This window comes from Nonomuraea sp. NPDC001636 (genome assembly GCF_040298265.1).
Lineage (GTDB): Bacteria > Actinomycetota > Actinomycetes > Streptosporangiales > Streptosporangiaceae > Nonomuraea.
The window spans coordinates 103,155-123,764 of the sequence record NZ_JBEOZT010000001.1; the positions used below are offsets into that span (position 1 = coordinate 103,155).

Here is a 20,610-nt window from a genome sequence, read left to right on the forward strand (position 1 = left end):
AGGGTACGACTCGGAAGGCTGATGGGGACGTGTCAGCAGCGGCGACCCCGGTTGATGCACGAGACGACGAACTGCATCAGCCGTTCGGGCATGACGTTGGCGAAGTCCGCGTGGTCGGTGACCGGGTTGTGCTTCTGTTCAGGGAACGCGTCCACGGCGAACGACGGACCCTGTGGAACTGTGTAGGCGAGGAGCATGCGCAGTTGCGGAATCGCCGTGGTGCCTTGCGGACAAGCGCCGTTCTGCCCGGGGAAGACCACGTGCGTGCGGTGATTGGCGCTGTCGGTGTTCTGACCGTCCCAGCAGCTGGGGAAATCCAGAATACGAAGAACCTGACTTCCGCGCGGGCAAAGCGGATATTTATCGGGACTTATGCGATTTGTGAATCCTGTGCAGCTCCAGCGGGCGCGGGCGTTCGCGGCGCCGTTCGTGCCTGCCTTGGCGTCGCCGGTGATCAGGCGCAGGAACCTCGGCATCGCGACGACCCTGGAGGTCGCGTTGCCCCGGAACTGCAGGCTCACCGTGCCGGCACGGATCACCCGGCCCACGTTGCCGTCGGGGTCCTGGGTGTTCGCGTCCACTTTGCGGTCGCGCAGAACTGGCCAGAAGTAAGTGGATTTATCCCCTAGGCGGCAGGTGGTTCCGGCGGCGGCCAAACTCTCGTCGGTGGAGAAGCCGTCCGTGGACAGGTTGCCGACGTAATCGTGGAGGTGATGGGCGCCGTTGCTCACGCCGGGGGCCACGATGAAATTGTCGGGGTTGTTGTGACCATTGCGATTGGTGCCGCATTGTGCGACGAATGTGCCGCGTGAGCCGTTCCTGCCGATGCCGGCGTCGAGCCGCAGGGGCTGGACCTGGCGGATGTCCACGAAGTCGGTGACGAACGGGCCGAGGTCCTTGCAGTCGTCGTCCTGGGAGGCCGTCGGGGAGGGGGAGGCGGTCCGGGTCGGCCGGCCACGCCGGTCCTGCGACTGGTCACCGGGGTCCTGCGGGTTCTGAGGGTTCTGGGGGTCCTGCGGGTCCTGGGGGTTCTGGGGGTCTTGGGGGTCCTGCGGATCTTGGGGGTCCTGGGGCGCGGCCGTGGGGGTGCGGGGGGAGCGGTTGCGGCGGAACAGGGCGTCGCCGGAGTCGTCCGGCTCGGGCGACTGCGCCGGGTCGCGCAGCACGATCCCGCTGCCCTGCACCTGCTGATCCCCGCCCTGCCCCTGCCGGTCCGGCGCCTGCTGATCCGGGACCTGCTGGTCCGGGACCTGCTGGTCGGGCCTTTGCCGTTCTGGGGCCTGCTGGTCGGGCGCCTGCTCGTCAGGCACTTGCTGGTCCGGCGCCTGCTCGTCCGGGGCCTGCTGGTCGGGGGCGCGGTCGCGCTGGCGGCGGGGGGCGTCCTGGCTCGCCTGGGCCGGGTCGCAGTGGTCGGCCCGCGCCGGGGCCACGCCGATGACGGCGGCGGACACCAGGCCGCCCGCCGCCACGGCAAGAGCGGTCATGGCCGCGGCCATGCGCCCGGTTCTCATGGTTGTCAGCCGTTGCATGGTGGGAGGTACGCGGGCTTACACCATCAGGTTCACCCATGACCGGAGATAGTTAGAAATAACTGGAGTTATCGGAGTGGCTGCCGGACCGATAACGAAGGTGTAAAGATGTGCCCCGTGCTAGGTCACCTCGACGGCAGGTTCGAGAGTGCGGATGCCGAGGCGGAACATCGCATCGCGGTGCTCTACCAGGAGTTCGGCGGCCCTCTGCTGCGCCACGTACGCAAATCGACCGGAAACGATCTGCAATGGGCCGAGGACGTCGTCCAGGAGACGCTGGTCAGGGCCTGGCGAAACTCGGCAAGACTGCAATGGGAACCGAGCCTTTTATGGGCGTGGCTGCTGACAGTGGCCCGCCGCATCGTCATCGACGGACGCCGACGGAAGAGCGCCCGGCCTCACGAGGTCGAGCCGCCCGAAGTCGACCAGATGTCGGTGCCGGACGGCTCCGAGCGCGCGCTGTCGGCGATCGTCGTCGCGGACGCGCTGCGCAGCCTGTCCGCCGAACACCGAGAAGTCATTGAGCAGACCTACCTCCGAGACCGTACGATAAGTGAAGCGGCGGAGATTCTGGGGATTCCGCCGGGCACGGTGAAGTCCCGGCTCTACTACGGCATCCGGGCTCTCCGCGAACAGCTGCGTGACAAGGGGGTAGCCGGCTGATGCACGACGGGGTGGCCGCCTACGTCCTCGGCGTCCTCGACGAGGAGGAGCACGAGGCGTTCGAACGCCACCTCGACGCGTGCGAGCGGTGCCAGGCCGAGCTCATGGAGCTGGCCGAGCTTCCCGACCGGCTCGACGATCTCAAGACCGCCCCCTCGGCCTCCGGCGACGATCCCCCCATGTCGATGTCACGTTGACGTCTATGCCCTTTTCGGGTGATATCGGTACGGCGAGGCACACGCCCGGAATCAGGGCCGGGCGGTCAGGGGGAGGTGTTCGGTGGGCATCGACGGTGATGCGCCCGTTCCCCCCGCGCCGGCGGTCCGGCGAGGAAGGCGACCCGCTGTCGCCCATCTCCCCGGACGTACCCGTCTGCACTACTTCCCCTCGCTATGGGAACTAAGAGCCTGGCTATGAACAGCCATGGCAAACCCTCACAAAGGAGTGAGAGCGAAATGCCGCTCGACGAGGCCAAGGATGAGCTGCTGCAAAGAGCCGCGGAAAGTTGCGCGGTCGGCAGCGAGCACATGAGCGCGGAGGAGGCCCTCTCCTTCCTGCGGTTCTACTACCGCCATGTCGCACCCGAGGACCTGCTCGACCGCAACCCCGTCGACGTGTACGGCCCGGCGATGTCCCAGCGGCAGCTCGCCGAGGTACGCCCCCAGGGCCGGGCCGTGGTCCGCGCCTACACCCCCACACTGGAGGAGAACGGCTGGGACCCGGGGCACTCGGTCGTCGAGGTGGTCACCGACGACATGCCGTTCCTCGTCGACTCGGTCACCATGGAGCTCGACCGGCAGGACATCGGCACCCACCTCGTGGTCCACCCCCAGATGCGGGTGCGCCGCGACATGACGGGCCGGCTGCTCGGCCGCGGCCAGGAGGACGTCACCGGCCAGATGCTGGTCGAGTCGTGGATCCACATCGAGATCGACCGTCAGGCCGACCCCGCGGTGCTCAGGCGCGTCGAGGCCGACCTGCAGCGGGTGCTCGCCGACGTGCGGTACGCGGTCGAGGACTTCAGGAAGATGCGGGCCCTGGCCGTCCAGACGGCCGAAGACCTGAGCATGAACCCGCCGCCGCTGGAGCCCGCCGAGGTCGAGGACAGCCTCGACCTGCTGCGCTGGCTCGCCGACGGGCACTTCACGTTCCTCGGCTACCGCGAGTACCGGCTGGAGCACACCGACCAGGGCGAGATGCTGAAGGCCCTGCCCGGGGCCGCGCTCGGCATCCTGCGCGACGACAAGGTGGGCTCCGACAGCTTCTCCGCGCTGCCCGCGGAGGTGCGCGCCAAGGCCCGCGAGAAGCAGCTCGTGATCATCACCAAGGCCAACAGCCGGGCCACCGTCCACCGCGCGACCTACCTCGACTACATCGGGGTCAAGCTGTTCTCGCCCGAGGGCGAGGTGATCGGGGAGCGCCGTTTCCTGGGCCTGTTCACGCACGTGGCCTACAACGAGTCGATCTCCAGGATCCCCGTGCTGCGGCGCAAGCTGGCCGAGGTGCTCAACGCCGCCGGCCACGCGCCCGACAGCCACGACGGCAAGGACCTGATCGAGATCCTGGAGACGTTCCCGCGCGACGAGCTGTTCCAGACCTCGGTCGCCCAGCTCCTGCCGATCGCGCTCGGCGTGCTGCGGCTGCGCGAGCGCAAGCAGGTCAAGCTGTTCCTGCGGCGCGACGACTACGGCCGGTACATCTCCTGCCTGATCTACTTGCCCCGCGACCGCTACACCACCAAGGTGCGGCTGAAGATGCAGGAGGTGCTGCTCAAGGCGCTCGGCGGCCGGTCGCTCGACTACAGCGCGATGATCGGCGAGTCCGTGCTGGCCCGGCTGCACGTGGTCGTGCGCGGCGAGCGCGGCAAGCAGCTCCCCGCGCCGAGCGTCGACGTGGAGGAGCTGGAGGCGCGCCTGGCCGCGCTCACCCGCTCCTGGGAGGACGACCTGGCCACCGCCCTCGACGAGATGACCTCCGAGGAGGAGGCCCCCGGGCTGGCCAGGAGGTACGTCTCCGCCTTCCCCGAGGGGTACAAGGCCGACTTCCCGCCCAAGGTCGCCGTGGTCGACCTGCGCCGCCTGGAGCAGCTGGTCGCCGACGGCGAGGAGGTGGCGATCAACCTCTACGAGCCGTACGACGCCTCCGAGGGCGAGCGGCGGCTGAAGATCTACAAGGTAGGCTCGCCGATCTCCCTGTCGGAGGCGCTGCCCCTGATCCAGCGGCTCGGCGTCGAGGTCGTGGACGAGCGGCCGTACGAGATCGACCGCGACGGCGACGCGAGCACCAAGAACGCCTGGATCTACGACTTCGGCCTGCGCTACACCCCCTCCGGCGAGGTGGACAGGAACGACTTCAAGCGGCTCTTCCAGGACGGACTGAGCGCCCTGTGGCAGGGCCGCGTCCAGGCCGACAACTTCAACGCCCTCATCCTGCGGGCGGGCCTGACCTGGGAGCAGGTCGAGATCCTGCGGGTCTACGCCAAGTACCTGCGGCAGGCCGGCAGCACGTTCTCGCAGCTCTACATGGAACGCGTGCTGCTGGGCAACGTGCGGCTGGCCCGGCTGCTGGTCCGCCTGTTCGAGGCCAAGCTCGACCCGAGGCGCGGCGACGACGTGCGGGTCGACCTCGTGGACGCGCTCAACGAGGAGATCCTGGGCGCCCTCGACGAGGTGGCCTCCCTCGACGAGGACCGCATCCTGCGGGCCTACCTGGAGATGATCCAGGCGACCCTGCGCACCAACTACTTCCAGACGGTCGACGGGCAGCGCAAGCCGTACATCTCGCTGAAGGTCGACCCGCAGGCGATCAGCGTGCTGCCGCTGCCGCGGCCGAAGTACGAGATCTTCGTGTACTCGCCCCGCGTCGAGGGCGTGCACCTGCGCTTCGGCAAGGTCGCCCGCGGCGGCCTGCGCTGGTCCGACCGCATGGAGGACTTCAGGACGGAGATCCTCGGCCTGGTCAAGGCGCAGATGGTGAAGAACACCGTCATCGTGCCCACCGGGTCCAAGGGCGGGTTCGTGGTGAAGCAGCCGCCCGCCTCCGGCACCCGCGAGGACGTGCTGGCCGAGGGCGTGGCCTGCTACCGGATGTTCATCTCCGGCCTGCTGGACATCACCGACAACCTGGTCGACGGCAAGGTCGTGCCGCCCCCGGACGTGGTCAGGCACGACGGCGACGACACCTACCTCGTCGTCGCCGCCGACAAGGGCACCGCCACCTTCTCCGACATCGCCAACAGCGTGGCCAAGGAGTACGGCTTCTGGCTCGGCGACGCCTTCGCCTCCGGCGGCTCGGTCGGCTACGACCACAAGGCCATGGGCATCACCGCCCGCGGCGCCTGGGAGTCGGTCAAGTACCACTTCCGCACCATGGGCGTGGACGTGCAGACCACCGACTTCACCGTGGCCGGCATCGGCGACATGTCCGGCGACGTGTTCGGCAACGGCATGCTGCTCTCCCAGCACATCCGGCTGGTGGCCGCCTTCGACCACCGGCACGTCTTCATCGACCCGTCGCCCGACGCGGCCCGCTCGTTCGCCGAGCGGCAGCGCCTGTTCGACCTGCCGCGCAGCTCCTGGGACGACTACGACCCCTCGCTGATCTCCGCCGGCGGCGGCGTGTTCCCGCGTACGGCCAAGTCGATCCAGATCACCCCGCAGATGCGCGAGGCGCTGGGCATCGAGGCGGGCGTCAGCTCGCTGGCCCCCAACGACCTGATCAGCGCCATCCTGCGGGCCCCCGTCGACCTGCTGTGGAACGGCGGCATCGGCACCTACGTCAAGGCCGGCTCGGAGTCCCACGCCGACGTCGGCGACAAGGCCAACGACATGCTCCGGGTGGACGCCGGCGACCTGCGCTGCAAGGTCATCGGCGAGGGCGGCAACCTGGGCTTCACCCAGCTCGCCCGCATCGAGTTCGCCCTGAACGGCGGCCTGGTCAACACCGACTTCATCGACAACTCGGCCGGCGTGGACACCTCCGACCACGAGGTGAACATCAAGATCCTGCTCGACCAGGTCGTGCGCGACGGCGAGCTGACCGACAAGCAGCGCAACCAGGTCTTCACGTCGATGACCGACGAGGTCGCCGACCTGGTGCTGCGCGACAACCACGCCCAGAACGTGGTGCTCGACGCGACCCGCGCCCAGGCGGTCGACATGCTCCACATCCACGCCCGCTACCTGCGCAAGCTCGAACGCGACGGGCTGGTCAACCGGGAGCTGGAGTTCCTGCCCTCGGACAAGACGCTGGCCGAGCGGCGGCAGGCCAGGCTCGGGCTGACCGCGCCGGAGTTCTCGGTCCTGCTGGCCTACACCAAGCTGGTGGCCGACGCCGAGGTGCTGGGCTCCGAGCTGCCCGACGACCCGTACCTGGCCTCCTGGCTGGTGTCGTACTTCCCGTCGGACCTGCGCGAGCGGTTCCGGACGTACATGGACGCCCATCCGCTGCGGCGCGAGATCATCACGACCTGCGTGGTGAACGAGCTGGTCAACGCCATGGGCACCACGTTCATGTTCCGCTTCGCGGAGGAGACCGGCGCCTCCACGTCGGACATCGTGCGGGCGTACCTGGTGGCGCGGGAGGTCTTCGACCTGCCGAGCTTCTACCGGGCCGTGGAGGCCCTGGACAACGAGGTCGACACCGCCACCCAGATCGCCATGCTGCTGGAGGGCCGCAAGCTGGTCGAGCGCGGCACCCGCTGGCTGCTGGTCAACCGGCGTCCGCCGCTCGACCTGGCCGGGTCGGTCGGCTTCTTCCTCAAGGGCGTCAACGGGCTGTCCGCGCACATCCCCAAGCTGCTCACCGGGCCCGACCTGGCCGCCTACGAGGAGCGCCGCGACTCCTTCGTGGCCCGCGGGGTGCCGCAGGAGCTGGCCGAGCGGGTGGCCGCGATGGTGCCCGCGTACTCGACCCTGGACCTGGTCGAGGTGGCGTCCCTGACGGGCCGTCCGGTGAACGAGGTGGCGGAGGTCTACTTCGACCTGGCCGACCGCCTGCAGCTGGCCCGCCTGCGCGAACGCGTCGTCGCCCTGCCCAGGGACAACCGGTGGAACTCCATCGCCCGCTCGGCGCTGCGCGACGACCTGTACGCCGCGCACGCCTCGCTGACCCGCGACGTGCTGGCCCACAGCACGTCCGGCCTGCCGCCCGAGGAGCGGCTGGCCCGGTGGACCGACGGCAACGCGGCCGCCGTGGGACGCGCCCGCCAGACGCTGTCGGAGATCTGGGAGAGCGACCACTTCGACCTGGCGACGCTCTCGGTGGCCCTGCGCGCGATCCGCACGCTGGTGGCCGCCAGCAACCTGCCTCACACGGAGGCGTAGGAACCGCCCGGAGGGGCCCTCACTCGCCGCTGGCGCGGGTGAGGGCTCCGTCGTGGGCGACGACCCGGGCGGCGGCCGGGGCCGACAGCGGGGGCACCGCCGTGGCGTACTGGTGGACCTCGGTGAGCTTGAGGCTGCGGCGCACCGACGAGGTCGAGATGGCCCAGCCCGCCTCCGGCGGCACCGGGATGATGTAGGTGTTGTTGGCGACGGTGCGGGTCGAGGTGTTGCGCGACAGCGAGTACTGGATCAGCGCGCCGCCGTCGGCCGTGCGCAGCGCGTAGACCGGCCAGTTGTCGGCGCTGAAGATCGAGTCGTAGCTGAACCCGTCCTTCTTGGCCTTCTCGCGGTCGGTGGCGATCTGCTTGGCGACGTCCGTCGTGTACGGCCCGTCGGCGAGCAGGCCCGCCGTCATCCCGGCCGCCCCGGTCTCGGCCACGCTGGCGTGCACCGGGCCCATGTACTGGGGGCTGATCGTGACGGTCTTGTCGTCGGGCGTCAGGGCGGTGGCGTAGCCGTCGGCGTCGAGCCGCACCCGCGGCAGCTCCTGGCCCGGCAGCAGTTGCGCGGCCGAGCTGAGCAGCCAGTCGTCGCCGCTCTTGGCGAACGTCAGCAGCGTCGGCTGCCCGTTGCGCGTGGCCAGCGCGCTGAACCAGGGCGCCCGCTCGCCCTGGGCGAACCTGGGCACGTAGAGGGTCGGCGAGCCCCAGGAGTAGCGCGGCGGGCGGTCGCCGGTGGACTCGAAGGCGGCCTGCGTGAGCGCCAGCTGCCCGTCGCGGACCAGGTCGGTGCCGAGGAACAGCCGCCCCGTCACGGGGCTCTCCACGCGCAGCACGTCGTCGGTGGGCAGGATCTCGGCGACCGCCTCGGCCGCCTCCTGACGCGTGACGGCGGGCGGCGGCGCGCTGGGCGAGGGGCTCGCCGCGCCGGTGGCGCCCGCCTTTCCCTGGGGCACCGCCGGGGACGTCTGAGCAGGGCCTGTGCACGCGGTCGCCGCGGCCAGCACGCCGACGGCGAGCGCCAGCATCTTCCCCCGACCGTATGCACGCACCTCGCCATGTTATTCGGGCACGCGAGGGTCGCGTACCCTAGGGAGACGTGGCAGGCATCGATCCGGCAGAAGAGATCAACGAGCTCGCGAACACGCTCCGCAGCATCCAGGACGTGCTCGACCTCGACGCGATGCGCAAGCAGATCGAGGAGCTGGAGCAGCAGGTTGCCGCCCCAGACCTGTGGGACGACCCCGAGCAGGCGCAGAAGGTCACGAGCAAGCTCTCCCATCTCCAGGGCGAGCTCAACCGCGTCGAGGGCGTCGCACGCCGTCTCGACGACCTGAAGGTGCTCTACGAGCTCGCGGCCGAGGAAGGCGACGACGACACGCGCCTCGAGGCCGACAAGGAGCTGGAGTCACTCAAGACCGACATCGGCGCCCTTGAGGTGCGCACGCTCCTGTCGGGCGAGTACGACGCCCGCGAGGCGCTCGTCACCATCAACTCCCAGGCAGGTGGCGTCGACGCCGCCGACTGGGCCGAGATGCTGCTGCGCATGTACCTGCGGTGGGCCGAGCGCAAGGGCTACTCCACCGAGGTCTACGACACCTCCTACGCGGAGGAGGCCGGCATCAAGTCGGCCACGTTCACCATCAAGGCCCCCTACGCCTACGGCACGCTGCGCGGCGAGCACGGCACCCACCGGCTGGTCCGCATCAGCCCGTTCGACAACCAGGGCCGCCGCCAGACCTCGTTCGCGGGCGTCGACATCGTGCCGGTCGTCGAGCAGACCGACCACATCGACATCAACGAAGACGACCTGCGGATCGACGTCTACCGGTCCTCGGGCCCCGGCGGCCAGGGCGTCAACACCACCGACTCGGCGGTGCGCATCACCCACCTGCCCACCGGCATCGTGGTCTCCTGCCAGAACGAGCGCTCCCAGCTCCAGAACCGCGCCTCGGCCATGAACGTGCTCCAGGCCAAGCTGCTGGAGCGCAAGCGGCAGGAGGAGGCGGAGAAGATGTCGGAGCTGCGTGGCGCGACCACCACGTCGTGGGGCACGCAGATCCGCAACTACGTGCTGCACCCGTACCAGATCGTGAAGGACCTGCGCACGGGCACGGAGGCGGGCAACCCGTCGGCGGTGCTCGACGGCGACCTCGACGGGTTCATCGAGTCGGAGATCCGCTGGATGCGCAGGGCGGAGTCAGGCACCGACTAGGTGCCTGAGCACCAGCGTCGCGAAGAGCAGCACGAGGAGCAGGACGACGACGAGGGCGGGTGACAGTCCGGCGAAGCCGTGATTGTGCATCCGCTCCCTGTTGGCTCGGCAGAGGGGGCAGCGGCCCTCGATCACGGGGTGGGCGCACTGCGCGCATACGAGGTGTTCACAACTCATGACAGCCCCAAGTCTAGCCGCACAATCGTTTTGTTTCCGTTATGGACGTTCCATGCCAGTCTTCCCCCTAGACTGTCGTCTGGCCAATCGGAACGTCGATCATCAGTAAAGAAGGCGCCCCCGATCGGCCGGCGGCGGGAAATGGGCATGTGCCACCCTCGCTTCCGTCCTGACCCCTAGACTGGCATGCCGTGATGCTCTCGTGATCCATTTCGATAATGTCACCAAGGTCTACGCGAACCAGAACCGGCCCGCTCTCGACCACGTCTCCGTCGACGTGGACAAGGGCGAGTTCGTGTTCCTCGTCGGCCCTTCGGGGTCAGGCAAGTCCACGTTCCTGCGTCTGGTCCTGAAGGAGGAGCGGCCCAACTCCGGGGCGATTCACGTCGCCGGCAAGGATCTGGCCCGCCTCTCCAACTTCAAGGTGCCTCACCTGCGCCGCCGCATCGGCTGCGTCTTCCAGGACTTCAGGTTGCTCCCGAACAAGAACGTCTACGAGAACGTGGCGTTCGCCCTAGAGGTGATCGGCAAGCCCCGGCGGTTCATCCGCAAGGTCGTGCCCGAGGTCATCGAGCTGGTCGGCCTGGAGGGCAAGGCCCATCGCATGCCCGACGAGCTGTCCGGCGGCGAGCAGCAGCGGGTCGCCATGGCCCGCGCGTTCGTCAACCGGCCGATGATCCTGCTGGCCGACGAGCCCACGGGCAACATCGACCCCGCGACGAGCATCGGCATCATGAAGGTGCTCGACCGCATCAACCGAACTGGCACCACGGTCGTCATGGCCACGCACGACGCGGCCATCGTGGACTCCATGCGCAAACGCGTCGTCGAGCTGGAGGACGGGAAGATCGTCCGTGACCAGTCGCGTGGCGTGTACGGCCAGGCGTACTGACAGGGAGCGGCAGACACAACATGCGGGCGAACTTCATCTTCTCCGAGGTCTGGATCGGCCTCCGTCGCAACCTGACCATGACGATCGCGGTCGTCATCACCGTGGCAGTCGGCATGGCGATGCTGGGCGTCGGCCTGATGATCAACGCCCAGGTCTCCATGCTCAAGTCCTTCTGGTTCGACAAGGTCGAGATCTCGGTCTTCCTGTGCACCAAGGGCACCGCGATCCCCGAGTGCAACGGCAAGGCCGTCACGCCGGCCCAGACGAAGGCGTTGAAGACCCGTCTTGAGAGCCTCCAGGGCGTCAAGGAGGTCTTCTACGAGGACCAGAGCACGGCGTACGAGAACTTCAAGACGGCCTACCAGGCCAGCCCGACGCTCGTCCAGGCCACCAGGGTCGAGGACATGCCGCAGTCGTTCCGCGTGAAGCTGGTCGACCCCGACAACTACCAGCCGGTGATCGACGCCGTGAAGGGCCAGCCGGGCGTGTCCCAGGTGATGGACCACAAGCAGCTCATCGGCAAGTTCTTCGACCTGCTCGACAAGCTGTCCTTCTACGCGCTGGCCGTCGCCATCGTGCTGGTGCTGGCCGCGGCGCTGCTGATCGGCAACACGGTGCGGTTGTCGGCGTTCAACCGGCGCCGGGAGACGGGGATCATGCGCCTGGTGGGCGCCTCGAACCTCTACATCCAGCTGCCGTTCGTCATGGAAGGCGTGATCGCCGGTCTGATCGGCGGCGTCTTCGCGGCCATCATCCTGATCGTGACGAAGGTCCTGCTGTTCGAGGAGATCGCCGGCTACTTCGGCAGCGGCATGGCCCAGCTCGGCTGGGACGCGGTGGCCCAGACCATCACGCTCACCATGGCCATCGGCGTCGTGATCTGTGTGCTGGCCTCGTTCGTGACGCTCCGCCGATACCTCAGGGTGTGAGGAATCGCCGGTAAGGTCGAAGCATGCCACGTGAGACCGGGCGGAAGGTCATCGCCCAGAACAAGCGGGCCCGGCACGACTACCACCTTGAGGACACCTTCGAGGCGGGGCTCGTGCTCCAGGGCACGGAGGTGAAGTCGCTCCGCGAGGGCCGCGCCTCGCTCGTCGACGGCTACGCCAGCATCGACGGCGGCGAAGCGTGGCTGCTCAACGTGCACATCCCCGAGTACACGCAGGGCACGTGGACCAACCACGCCGCCCGCCGCAAGCGCAAGTTGCTGCTGCACCGCAAGGAGATCGAGAAGCTGGCCGCCATCACCAAGGAGGGCGGCCTCACGATCATCCCCACGCTCCTGTACTTCCAGGACGGCCGGGCCAAGGTCGAGATCGCCGTCGCCCGGGGCAAGAAGGACTGGGACAAGCGGCAGTCGCTGGCCGAGCAGCAGGCCAAGCGGGAGATGGCGCGGGCCCTGCGGCACCGCAACCGATGAGAGCGGCGGCACTCTAACCGATGACACGCGCGCGCCGCACCCTTGCCGCGACCGTCACCCTGGCGGTCGCGAGCATGACGCTGACCGGCTGCTTCGAGGAGTCCTCGCCGCACGACGCGGTGCGCGACTTCCTCGTGGGCTGGCAGTCCGAGGACTACGCCCTGGCCGCGGGCCGCACCGACGGCGACCCCGCCAAGGTGGGCAAGGCCCTGGCCAACGCCAAGCTGGAGCTCGACGCGGCCTCGTTCCGCTTCAAGATCAAGAGCGTGAGCGTGAACGGCGAGGAGTCCAAGGCCGACTTCCGCGCCGAGGTCGACCTGGGGGAGAACACCCCGCTCTGGGCGTACGACGGCTCGCTGCCGCTGCACCTGGTCGACGGCAGCTGGAAGGTGCGCTGGTCGCCGTCGGTGCTGCATCCGCAGCTCAAGGAGGGCCAGCGGTTCGCGGTCGAGACCAACCCCAAGCCGCGCCAGCCGGTGGTCGACCGGGCCGACGACCCCCTGCAGAACGAGCTCTACGTCTACGTCGTGGGCGTGGTGCCGTCCGCGCTGGGCGACCGGGCCGAGGGCGTCGTGGCCAAGCTGTCGAAGATCACCGGCTACGCCCAGGACCGGCTGCTGAGCCGGATCAGGTCCTCGCCGCCCGACAAGTTCGTGCCGCTGGTCACGTTCGGGCGCTCGCGTTACCTGTCGATGAAGTCGGAGCTGGCCGGCATCTCCGGCATCCAGACCGACCCGCAGCCGCAGCCCATCGACCCGGCCGCCCCCAAGCAGATCGTCGGCAAGGTCAGCGCGCTCACCCCCGAGGACGAGCAGAAGCTCGGCGGCCCCCAGCGGGCCGGCGACTCGATCGGCCAGAGCGGCCTGCAGCAGGCGTACCAGGACTATCTGACCGGCTCCACCGAGACCAAGGTGATCACCCTCGATCTCAAGACCGGCCGGCAGGTGGCCAAGCTGCAGGAGTGGCCGGGGCGTCAGAACGTCTCGGTCAAGACCACGATCGACAGCCGCGCCCAGGCGGCGGCCGAGCGGGCGGTGGCCGAGACGGCCACCAGCGCGCTGGTGGCCGTGCAGCGCGACACCGGCCAGATCCTCGCGGTCGGCACCAGCGGGCTCAACCAGGAGAAGGACGCGCTGGCGGGCAGGTTCCCCGCGGGCACGGCCTTCTCGATCGTGGCGGCCGACGCGCTGATCAAGAGCGGCGTCAGCACCAAGCAGCGGCTGGCCTGCCCGGCCGAGCGCACGGTGGGCGGCGCCAAGTTCGTGCACACCAGCCAGGCCGCCGGGGTCACGTCGTCGGCCACGTTCCAGGACAACTTCGCCAAGGGCTGCGTGACCGCGCTGGCCTCGCTGGCCCGCCGGGCCAGCGCCGGCGGCCTGGCCGCGAGCGCCAAGGCGTTCGGCATCGGCCAGCCGTGGCGGCTGCCGCTGAAGTCGTTCAGCGGGGCGATGCCCGAACTGTCCAGCGACGCCGACAAGGCCAGGGCCATCGCGGGCCAGACCGTCGAGGTCAGCCCGCTGTCGATGGCGCTGGTCGCGGCGGCCGTGGGGTCGGGCACCTGGCGGCCGCCGGTGCTCGTGACCTCGCCCACGTCGCCCGATCCGGCGGCGGAGGTCGTCCCGGCCAAGCAGCCGGACGCCGTCCCGATGGATCCGAAGGTGCGCACCGCGCTGACCGCGATGATGCGCGCCGGGGCGATCGGCAGCCCCGCCCAGGCGGGCCGGGGCAGGGTCTACGGCGTGCGCGCGACGGCGGGCACCCAGGACAAGCCCATGACCTGGTTCGTCGGCTGGCAGGGAGACGTGGCGATCGCCGTCCTGGCCAAGAACTACGACGCGGCGGCCGTCGCGGGCAGCTTCTTCTCAGGCCTTCGTGACCCTGCGTGAAAATCTTGTGACGGCGAGCAACCTTCCGTGGCCGTGACTGCGTCTTACTTAATGACTGGGCCCGCTCGGGGGGTTGCGGACTCAGTCGCCGTGATGAGATCAGGACTTCATCTCGGGGGAAGTCCTGCCGTCCGGACCGGCTCGACCCTGCCGGTCGGCCCCCGGGAGCGCGTGCTGCTGTGCCACGCTCCCGGGGGTTTCGCCATGCTGGAATTAAGTTGGCGTTGGGGGCGTTGTCCCCTGTAGATTCAGTGTTGCTCGTCTCTGCGTGATGATCAGCGTGAGGCGTGTTGACAACTGCACAGGGGGTGACTGGCTTCGACTTCGATCTTGCAAGCCAGGTGAAGCGGGCCGAGGACTGCGGACATAACCTCGTTAATCCTGTGACCGCAAAACAATAAGTGCCAATTCCAAGCGCACTGAGGTCGGCCAGGGTTCCCTGGCCCTCGCTGCCTAAGTAGCGAAACCTCTGTCAGCCCGGGAGCGCCTTCGGCCCGGTGTCTGGCATCGTTAGAAGGCTCAACCGATCGACCCGGCCACGGGGGAGATCGGGAAATCAAACAGTGGCTGAGCCCGTCGGCGACTCGCCTGCGTGATCGCCGGGGCTGAGAAAAGCACAGCAGGCTGCGCCCGGAGAAGCCCTGACTTGGGGTTGAAGGACGCGGGTTCGATTCCCGCCACCTCCACGTGATCAAGAGCCTCCGACCTGCCGATTACTCGGCGGGTCGGAGGCTTTTCGCTGTCCAGGGGCGTGCGCGTCCGAGGTTCTCAGAACGTGCGCAGCCAGTGGCGGAGGCGGTCGAGGGCGGTGCGCGGCTCCGACGGGGGCAGGAGGCGGCGCAGCTCGTCGTCGGTGGCGGGGCGGGCGTCGAGCGCGGCCTGGCGCAGCGGCTCCGCGTCCACCCGCAGGCCGCCGAGCACCTGGACGGTCACCGTGCCGCGACGCACCGCGTAACCGTGCGTGTCCTCGCGGCGGACGTAGGTGAGGCCGGAGCCGGCCGGGGTGCACTTGCGGGCGAGATGACAGAAGTCGTCGTCGGCCTGGCTCACGGACAACGTGATGTGGACGCTCTGGCCGCCGTTGCCGGTGTGGTCGGCGGGCGTGTAGACCTGGCCCGGCGGGATGCCCATGAGCTGGGGGGTGTAGCCCGGGACGCGCGCCGCGTAGTAGTCGCCGGTCTGTTCCTGGACGCCCAGTTCGCGGGCGGTGGCCGGGCGCAGGCTCCGGGCGGCCGACCGGAGCAGGTCGCGGGGGACGGCGGTGCTGCCCACCACCGTGACGTACCGGCGGCCCACCCGCACCTGGTAGCCGTGCTCGACCGCGCCCTGCCGGTGCACCAGGCCGCCGGGCTCGGCCGTGCAGGATCCGGTCGGCAGGTCGGCGTCCTGCGCGGTGGGCTGGCCGCACACGGCGGCGCCCGGCAGGAGCCGGTCGTGGGCGACGATCCTGACGTACCGGTCGGGCGGGACGGCGGCCGGGTCCGCCGGAGTGAAGCCGGAGCCGCCCAGCCCGCCGCCGTAGTCCCGGTCGTCGGGCCGGTAGCCGGGGACGGCGACCACGTACGCGCTCTCCCGGTGGAGGTCGCCCGCCGCCAGGCGTGCCTCCAGGTCGTCCGGCGGCTCCTGGCGCAGCACGGCCACGCCCGCCCCCAGGAGCGCCACGCTCAGCCCGAGCGCGACCCCGCTGCAGCGCCACCCGCGCAGCAGCGTCCCGGCCACCAGGGCGTACGGAACGCCGCCGAGCACGGCCGCCAGGAGCATGTCGCGGCTCACCCCGAGGCCGGCGACGTCGATCACCGCCCAGCCGAGGGCCCAGCCGGCGCTTCCCAGGCCCAGCACCAGCAGCGCCCACAGGAGCCGGCCGCCGCGCGTCGCGCCGAGGACGGACACGCCGCGGGTGGCCCTGATCACGATGACCAGGTAGCCGAGCAGGGCCGCCACGCCCACTGCGGCGGCGGCCAGGAGCACCGCCTCGTCGCCGGCGAACAGCACGGCCAGCAGCACCAGCCACGCCGTCGGCAGGAAGACCGATCCGGCCGCCCAGGCGGCGACGAGCTGGGCCAGGACCAGCAGCGGCTTCGACGCGACCCCGCCGGGTGGACGGTCGGTCCCGATGTCCGTCAGGTTTTGCCGCTGCATTTGACGATCGCCGGGCGGCGCGGGTTCGGTCAACGGGACGGTTCGACGATCGTCTTGATGTGCTGGTTGCGCATGTTGATGAGGTGGGTCATGTGGCGGCGCAGGACCAGCAGCTCGGCCAGGCGGCCCAGGGGGCCGGCGGGGGCGGCGAAGTCGACGACGTCGGTCATGAGGGTGGCGCCCGCGTGCGGAGCCGCCTCGAAGCGGTGTTCGTGCCGCCAGTGGCGGAACGGCCCGGACACCTGCTCGTCCACGAAGTACGCGGGCCGTTCCCAGGCGCTGATCGTGGAGGTCAGCCGCCAGGTGCGGCCGAAGTGCCGGGCCTGCCAGGTGACCTGGTCGCCGAGGCCGAGCAGGCCCGTGGTGACGCCCGCGACGGCACGTTCCGACGAGCCGGCCATGGACGCGGTGTGGGTCTCGACCGACAGCGACGTGTCGAAGAGCACGTCGGGGGGAGCGAAGACCAGGGTCACGGTCTCGAAACGTGCCATGGCGGCATCTTAGGGATCCCCGTGGGCGCGGGGCCGAGGGGGCCGGGCTAGTGGGCGCAGCCGGCGTACTCGTCCAGGCGCCGGAACATGGCGGCCAGCATGAGCGGGAACATGGCGACGTGCGCGACGAGCATCAGGACGCCGCCGTCGATGACGCCGAGCCAGAGCAGCGGATAGAGCGGCACGATCGGGACGAACATCGCCGCGCACATCTCCAGCGTCGCCGGCCAGCGGTGGCCGCGGAAGCGCATCCACACGGCCATGCCCACCGACATGTCGACGGCCATGATCAGGTACGCGAGCTCCGGCGACTCGTCGTGGGAGACGGAGAGGCCGACGGCCGACTGGAGGGCGCCGAGCGCGAACATGCCGACGAACATGGCGACGATCATCTCCACGTAGTGGAGGGCGAACTTCGACCAGCGGCGTCCGGCCGCAGAGGGGGTCGCGGGTGCAGGGGGCGTCGGTGTCATGGCTCCGACTGTGGCCGGGCGGGGGGACGGGGACGAGGGGGCGAATCCATACATGTCCGGAAACTTGGGTTCTTGGTCTTGTGGACCTACAGTCGTGCCATGGAGTACCGGCGGGTCGTGGTCGTCGCCTACGAGGCGGCCGAGCTGCTCGACATCGCGTGCGTCAGCTCGACGCTGGAGAACGCGAACTGGCACGGCGCCTCACCGTACTACCAGGTACGGCTGGCCACCCCCGGCGGTCACCCGGTGACCACCGCCGGCGCGCTCGTGCTGCAGGCCCAGCTCACGCTGGAGCGGATCACCGGGCCGCTCGACACGCTCATCGTCTCCGGCGGCACCGGCCACGTGGACGCCGCGGCGAACCCGCTGGTCGTCGGCCATGTCCGCAGGCTGGCGCGGGAGAGCAGGCGGGTCGCGTCGGTGTGCACCGGCGCGTACGTGCTGGCCGCCGCCGGCCTGCTCGACGGCAGGCGCGCCACCACCCACTGGCGGGAGGCGGCCGACATGGCCGCCCGCTACCCGCGCGTCACAGTGGACCCGGCCCCGATCTTCGTCCGCGACGGCGAGGTGGCCACGTCCGCGGGGGTCACCGCCGCGCTCGACCTGACGCTCGCCCTGGTCGAGGAGGACAACGGCGCCGAACTGGCCAGGACGGTGGCCCGCGGCATGGTCACCTACCTGCAACGGCCGGGCAACCAGGCCCAGATGAGCATGTTCGTCAGCCCTCCGGCGCCCGCCGACGGCCTGGTCAGGCGGATCGTCGAGCACATCAGCGCGAACCTGGCCGCCGACCTCACCGCGGCCACGCTGGCCGCCGCGGCGGGCGTCAGCGAACGCCATCTCACCCGGCTGTTCCTCAGGCATCTGGGGCAGACGCCGGGCCGGTTCGTGCGGCGGGCCCGTACCGAGGGGGCGGCTCAGCTGCTGGCCTCGACCTTGTTGCCCATGTCCGCGATCGCCGCACGCTGCGGGTTCGGGACGGCCGAGACGCTGCGCCAGGCGTTCGTGGACCGGTACGGCATCCCGCCCTCCCGCTACCGGCTGACCCAGTCGTCCGCGACCGGCTGATCGCCGTTTGTCCCGCCCGAAATGGGCAATCCGGGCTAGTGTGTCTGACTTGATCCTTTTCTGAGCATTAAGGTGATCAGCAGATGCGAAAGACGATCGTGCTCGTCGGGGCGGCCGTCGTCCTGTCCGGGTGTGGCATGTCGCCCGGCGGGCAGCCGCAGACCGCCGCCAAGGACGTGACCACCACCGCCCCCGCGCCGCAGCAGACACCCGCGCAGACGGCGCCGCCGCAGGCGGACGTGGTCATCGCCAGTCGTGAGGCCAAGGTCGGCTCCGGCGACGAGTACGGCAAGGCCCGCGTCGAGATCACCGCCCTGCTGCGCCAGGGGAAGACCGTCACCCTCAACTGGACGATCACCGCCATCGAGGGCAAGATCAACGTGCACAACGGCCTGGGCGGCGGCGGCTTCGACTACACGGTCTCCAACGTCTCCCTGATCGACCCGGTGAACGCCAAGCGTTACCGCGTCGCCCGCAACGGCACCGCCGCCGACGCCACCTGCGTGTGCTCCGGCACGCAGGGCCAGTTCCTGGAGGCGGGGGAGTCCAGCACGCTGTACGCGGTCTTCGCCGCCCCGCCGCCGGAGGTCACCAAGGTCAACGTCGAGATGCCGATGCTGGGCGTGCTCACCGATGTTCCGCTCTCTTAGCCTCGCGCTGGCCCTCGTGCTGACGCCCACGCCTGCCCCGGTCCCGTCCGACGCCGCCGGGCCGGTGGAGGACCTGGTGCTGCCGGTCGAGGACATCGTCGGCGAGGTCGAGTCCATGGACGGCGCGCAGAGCGAGACCAGGCAGGGCCGCGAGGTGACGGTCGCGCTGACCAGCGACGTGCTGTTCGCGCTGGACAAGTGGCGGCTCACGCCCAAGGCCAGGAAACGGCTGGCGGACGTGGCCGCGAAGGTCGAGGCGGAGGGCGCGGGCGGCGTCGTCAGGATCGAGGGGCACACGGACGACCAGGGGAGCGACGCGTACAACCTGTCGTTGTCGCGGCGGCGGGCGCAGGCCGTGCGCACGGCCCTGGAGAGCCTGCTCGGCGGCGGGAACGTGACCCTCCAGGCGGCCGGATACGGCGAGACGCGGCCCAAGCTGCCCAACCTGGTCGAGGGCAAGCCGGTGGAGCGGAACCGGGCGAAGAACCGGCGCGTGGAGATCGTCTTCACGGCCCGGCAGTGAGGGATCGGCCCGGCAGGGTCACGCCGGCCCGGCGGTGACGCGGCGGCCCGGTCGGGCCGTCACTCGGCCTTGAGCTCGCCGAGGGTCACCGTGACGGTCTGGGTGCCGCCGTCGGGGCGCAGGATCTCGACCTTGACCTGGTCGCCGGGCTTGAAGGCGGTGATCTCCTCCGACAGCGCGGCCATGGTCGTGGTCTTCTTGCCGTTGATCGAGAGGATCACGTCACCGGCCCGGATCCCGGCCTTCTCCGCGCCCCCGCCCTTCTCCACGCTCGCCACGCCCACACCGCTCGGCTGCCCGGTGGCGCCGATGACCGTGCTGCCGCGGATGCCGAGCGCGGCCCGGTGGCTGTTGGTGACCTTGCCGTTCTTGACGATCTGGGCCGCGATGTCGGTGGCCGTGTTGCTCGGGATCGCGAACCCGATGCCGGGCGCGGCCCCGCCGCCGAGCTGAGGGTCGGTGGCGGCGAGGGTCGGGATGCCGATGACCTCGCCGGCCAGGTTCACCAGCGCGCCGCCGCTGTTGCCGGGGTTGATCGCGGCGGAGGTCTGGATCGCGCCGCTGATGGTGGCGCCCGGCGACTCGGGGCTCTGGGGCTCGCTGACGGTACGGCCGAGCGCCGAGACGATCCCGTTCGTGACGCTGCCCGACAGGCCCAGCGGGTTGCCCATGGCCAGGACGATCTGGCCCACCCGCAGCTTGCCCGAGTCGCCGAACCTGGCCGGGCGCAGCCCGTCGGGCCGATCGACCTTGATCACCGCCAGGTCGCCGGCGCCGAACGCCTTGACCAGCTTGGCCGGGCGGGGTGCGCCGCCGGTGGCGATCGTGACGTTCATCTCGGTCGCCTCGCCGACCACGTGGGCGTTGGTGACGATGTGACCCGCCGTGTCGTAGACGATGCCGGAGCCGAGGCCCACCTTGGTGTTGATCTGCACGATCGACGGCAGGACGTCCGTGATGACCCGCTCGTACGCGCTCTCCAGCGACTGTGGCGCGCTCCCCGGCGCCTCCGCGGAGGCGGTCGGGGAGCCCGGCGTGGTCGTGGCCGGGCTCGCGGTGGCCGTGGAGGTCGACGCCGGGACGGACGGGGACCGCCCGCAGGCGGTGAGCAGTACGACGGCTGCCAGTCCGGCGACGATCTCCCTCATGGGGAGGTCTCTG

Annotated in this window: 17 protein-coding genes and 1 other RNA gene; 12 read left to right on the forward strand and 6 right to left on the reverse strand. The window is 70.0% G+C overall.

Going from position 1 to position 20,610, the window contains the following annotated elements; genetic code table 11:
• Positions 1-32 precede the first annotated feature (32 nt).
• Complete coding sequence (locus tag ABT158_RS00465) at positions 33-1,496, reverse strand: DUF1996 domain-containing protein (protein ID WP_352349333.1); 1,464 nt, start codon at positions 1,494-1,496, stop codon at positions 33-35.
• Between the two features lie 141 nt (positions 1,497-1,637).
• Between ABT158_RS00465 and ABT158_RS00470 the strand changes: the two genes are divergently transcribed.
• The 3 genes from ABT158_RS00470 to ABT158_RS00480 all read left to right on the forward strand — a co-directional run bounded on the left by ABT158_RS00470 (position 1,638) and on the right by ABT158_RS00480 (position 7,516).
• Entirely contained in the window at positions 1,638-2,192 is a 555-nt protein-coding gene (locus ABT158_RS00470) for a sigma-70 family RNA polymerase sigma factor (RefSeq protein WP_352321706.1), read from the forward strand.
• Complete coding sequence (locus ABT158_RS00475; protein ID WP_352349335.1) at positions 2,192-2,389, forward strand: zf-HC2 domain-containing protein; 198 nt, start codon at positions 2,192-2,194, stop codon at positions 2,387-2,389. Before ABT158_RS00470 ends, ABT158_RS00475 begins: the two co-directional genes overlap by 1 nt.
• 258 nt (positions 2,390-2,647) lie before the next feature.
• Positions 2,648-7,516, forward strand: a complete 4,869-nt coding sequence (locus tag ABT158_RS00480) for an NAD-glutamate dehydrogenase (protein ID WP_352349337.1) — start codon at positions 2,648-2,650, stop codon at positions 7,514-7,516.
• Between the two features lie 19 nt (positions 7,517-7,535).
• Here ABT158_RS00480 and ABT158_RS00485 read toward each other — a convergent pair whose 3' ends face one another.
• Positions 7,536-8,567 carry a DUF8094 domain-containing protein gene (locus ABT158_RS00485; RefSeq protein WP_352349339.1) on the reverse strand — a complete coding sequence of 344 codons (1,032 nt, stop codon included), beginning with the start codon at positions 8,565-8,567 and terminating at the stop codon, positions 7,536-7,538.
• A 47-nt stretch (positions 8,568-8,614) separates the two neighbouring features.
• Here ABT158_RS00485 and prfB point away from each other — a divergent pair, with 47 nt between their 5' ends.
• The 6 genes from prfB to ssrA all read left to right on the forward strand — a co-directional run bounded on the left by prfB (position 8,615) and on the right by ssrA (position 14,794).
• Complete coding sequence (gene prfB, locus ABT158_RS00490) at positions 8,615-9,730, forward strand: peptide chain release factor 2 (protein ID WP_352349341.1); 1,116 nt, start codon at positions 8,615-8,617, stop codon at positions 9,728-9,730.
• Between the two features lie 379 nt (positions 9,731-10,109).
• Positions 10,110-10,799 (forward strand): cell division ATP-binding protein FtsE, encoded by a 690-nt coding sequence (gene ftsE / locus ABT158_RS00495; RefSeq protein ID WP_020541427.1) that lies wholly within the window; start codon positions 10,110-10,112, stop codon positions 10,797-10,799.
• 20 nt (positions 10,800-10,819) lie between these two features.
• Positions 10,820-11,728: a permease-like cell division protein FtsX gene (gene ftsX, locus ABT158_RS00500; RefSeq protein ID WP_352321716.1), complete on the forward strand. Its 909-nt coding sequence runs from the start codon at positions 10,820-10,822 to the stop codon at positions 11,726-11,728.
• Between the two features lie 23 nt (positions 11,729-11,751).
• On the forward strand, positions 11,752-12,219 hold the full coding sequence (gene smpB, locus ABT158_RS00505) for an SsrA-binding protein SmpB (protein WP_352349344.1): 468 nt from the start codon (positions 11,752-11,754) through the stop codon (positions 12,217-12,219).
• A gap of 20 nt (positions 12,220-12,239) precedes the next feature.
• On the forward strand, positions 12,240-14,105 hold the full coding sequence (locus ABT158_RS00510) for a penicillin-binding transpeptidase domain-containing protein (protein ID WP_352349346.1): 1,866 nt from the start codon (positions 12,240-12,242) through the stop codon (positions 14,103-14,105).
• 304 nt (positions 14,106-14,409) lie between these two features.
• Positions 14,410-14,794, forward strand: a transfer-messenger RNA (tmRNA) gene (gene ssrA, locus ABT158_RS00515).
• Positions 14,795-14,873: 79 nt separating this feature from the next.
• On the opposite strand, the gene ABT158_RS00520 is transcribed toward ssrA, so the two are convergent.
• Genes ABT158_RS00520 through ABT158_RS00530 form a run of 3 tightly spaced genes read right to left on the reverse strand, consistent with a single transcriptional unit; the run spans position 14,874 to position 17,208 of the window.
• Positions 14,874-16,244: a hypothetical protein gene (locus ABT158_RS00520; protein ID WP_352349348.1), complete on the reverse strand. Its 1,371-nt coding sequence runs from the start codon at positions 16,242-16,244 to the stop codon at positions 14,874-14,876.
• A 29-nt stretch (positions 16,245-16,273) separates the two neighbouring features.
• Positions 16,274-16,735 carry an SRPBCC family protein gene (locus ABT158_RS00525; protein WP_352349350.1) on the reverse strand — a complete coding sequence of 154 codons (462 nt, stop codon included), beginning with the start codon at positions 16,733-16,735 and terminating at the stop codon, positions 16,274-16,276.
• A gap of 47 nt (positions 16,736-16,782) precedes the next feature.
• Positions 16,783-17,208 (reverse strand): hypothetical protein, encoded by a 426-nt coding sequence (locus ABT158_RS00530; RefSeq protein ID WP_352349352.1) that lies wholly within the window; start codon positions 17,206-17,208, stop codon positions 16,783-16,785.
• A 99-nt stretch (positions 17,209-17,307) separates the two neighbouring features.
• Between ABT158_RS00530 and ABT158_RS00535 the strand changes: the two genes are divergently transcribed.
• The 3 genes from ABT158_RS00535 to ABT158_RS00545 all read left to right on the forward strand — a co-directional run bounded on the left by ABT158_RS00535 (position 17,308) and on the right by ABT158_RS00545 (position 19,449).
• Complete coding sequence (locus ABT158_RS00535; protein WP_352349354.1) at positions 17,308-18,276, forward strand: GlxA family transcriptional regulator; 969 nt, start codon at positions 17,308-17,310, stop codon at positions 18,274-18,276.
• Between the two features lie 83 nt (positions 18,277-18,359).
• A complete protein-coding gene (locus tag ABT158_RS00540; RefSeq protein ID WP_352349356.1) occupies positions 18,360-18,926 on the forward strand; it encodes a hypothetical protein in 567 nt (188 codons plus the stop codon).
• Positions 18,910-19,449, forward strand: a complete 540-nt coding sequence (locus tag ABT158_RS00545; RefSeq protein WP_352349358.1) for an OmpA family protein — start codon at positions 18,910-18,912, stop codon at positions 19,447-19,449. Before ABT158_RS00540 ends, ABT158_RS00545 begins: the two co-directional genes overlap by 17 nt.
• A 59-nt stretch (positions 19,450-19,508) precedes the next feature.
• Here the strand turns inward: ABT158_RS00545 and ABT158_RS00550 are convergent, their stop codons facing one another.
• Positions 19,509-20,597: a S1C family serine protease gene (locus ABT158_RS00550; RefSeq protein ID WP_352349360.1), complete on the reverse strand. Its 1,089-nt coding sequence runs from the start codon at positions 20,595-20,597 to the stop codon at positions 19,509-19,511.
• Positions 20,598-20,610 lie beyond the last annotated feature (13 nt).

Coding starts and splice junctions, on each gene's coding strand:
- ABT158_RS00465 (WP_352349333.1), bottom strand. CDS start 1,496: ATGGCCGCGGCCATGACCGCTCTTGCCGTGGCGGCGGGCGGCCTGGTG.
- ABT158_RS00475 (WP_352349335.1), top strand. CDS start 2,192: ATGCACGACGGGGTGGCCGCCTACGTCCTCGGCGTCCTCGACGAGGAG.
- ABT158_RS00530 (WP_352349352.1), bottom strand. CDS start 17,208: ATGACACCGACGCCCCCTGCACCCGCGACCCCCTCTGCGGCCGGACGC.
- ABT158_RS00520 (WP_352349348.1), bottom strand. CDS start 16,244: ATGCAGCGGCAAAACCTGACGGACATCGGGACCGACCGTCCACCCGGC.
- ABT158_RS00480 (WP_352349337.1), top strand. CDS start 2,648: ATGCCGCTCGACGAGGCCAAGGATGAGCTGCTGCAAAGAGCCGCGGAA.
- ftsX (WP_352321716.1), top strand. CDS start 10,820: ATGCGGGCGAACTTCATCTTCTCCGAGGTCTGGATCGGCCTCCGTCGC.
- ABT158_RS00535 (WP_352349354.1), top strand. CDS start 17,308: ATGGAGTACCGGCGGGTCGTGGTCGTCGCCTACGAGGCGGCCGAGCTG.
- ABT158_RS00540 (WP_352349356.1), top strand. CDS start 18,360: ATGCGAAAGACGATCGTGCTCGTCGGGGCGGCCGTCGTCCTGTCCGGG.
- smpB (WP_352349344.1), top strand. CDS start 11,752: ATGCCACGTGAGACCGGGCGGAAGGTCATCGCCCAGAACAAGCGGGCC.
- ABT158_RS00550 (WP_352349360.1), bottom strand. CDS start 20,597: ATGAGGGAGATCGTCGCCGGACTGGCAGCCGTCGTACTGCTCACCGCC.
- ABT158_RS00545 (WP_352349358.1), top strand. CDS start 18,910: ATGTTCCGCTCTCTTAGCCTCGCGCTGGCCCTCGTGCTGACGCCCACG.
- ABT158_RS00470 (WP_352321706.1), top strand. CDS start 1,638: ATGTGCCCCGTGCTAGGTCACCTCGACGGCAGGTTCGAGAGTGCGGAT.
- ABT158_RS00510 (WP_352349346.1), top strand. CDS start 12,240: ATGACACGCGCGCGCCGCACCCTTGCCGCGACCGTCACCCTGGCGGTC.
- ABT158_RS00525 (WP_352349350.1), bottom strand. CDS start 16,735: ATGGCACGTTTCGAGACCGTGACCCTGGTCTTCGCTCCCCCCGACGTG.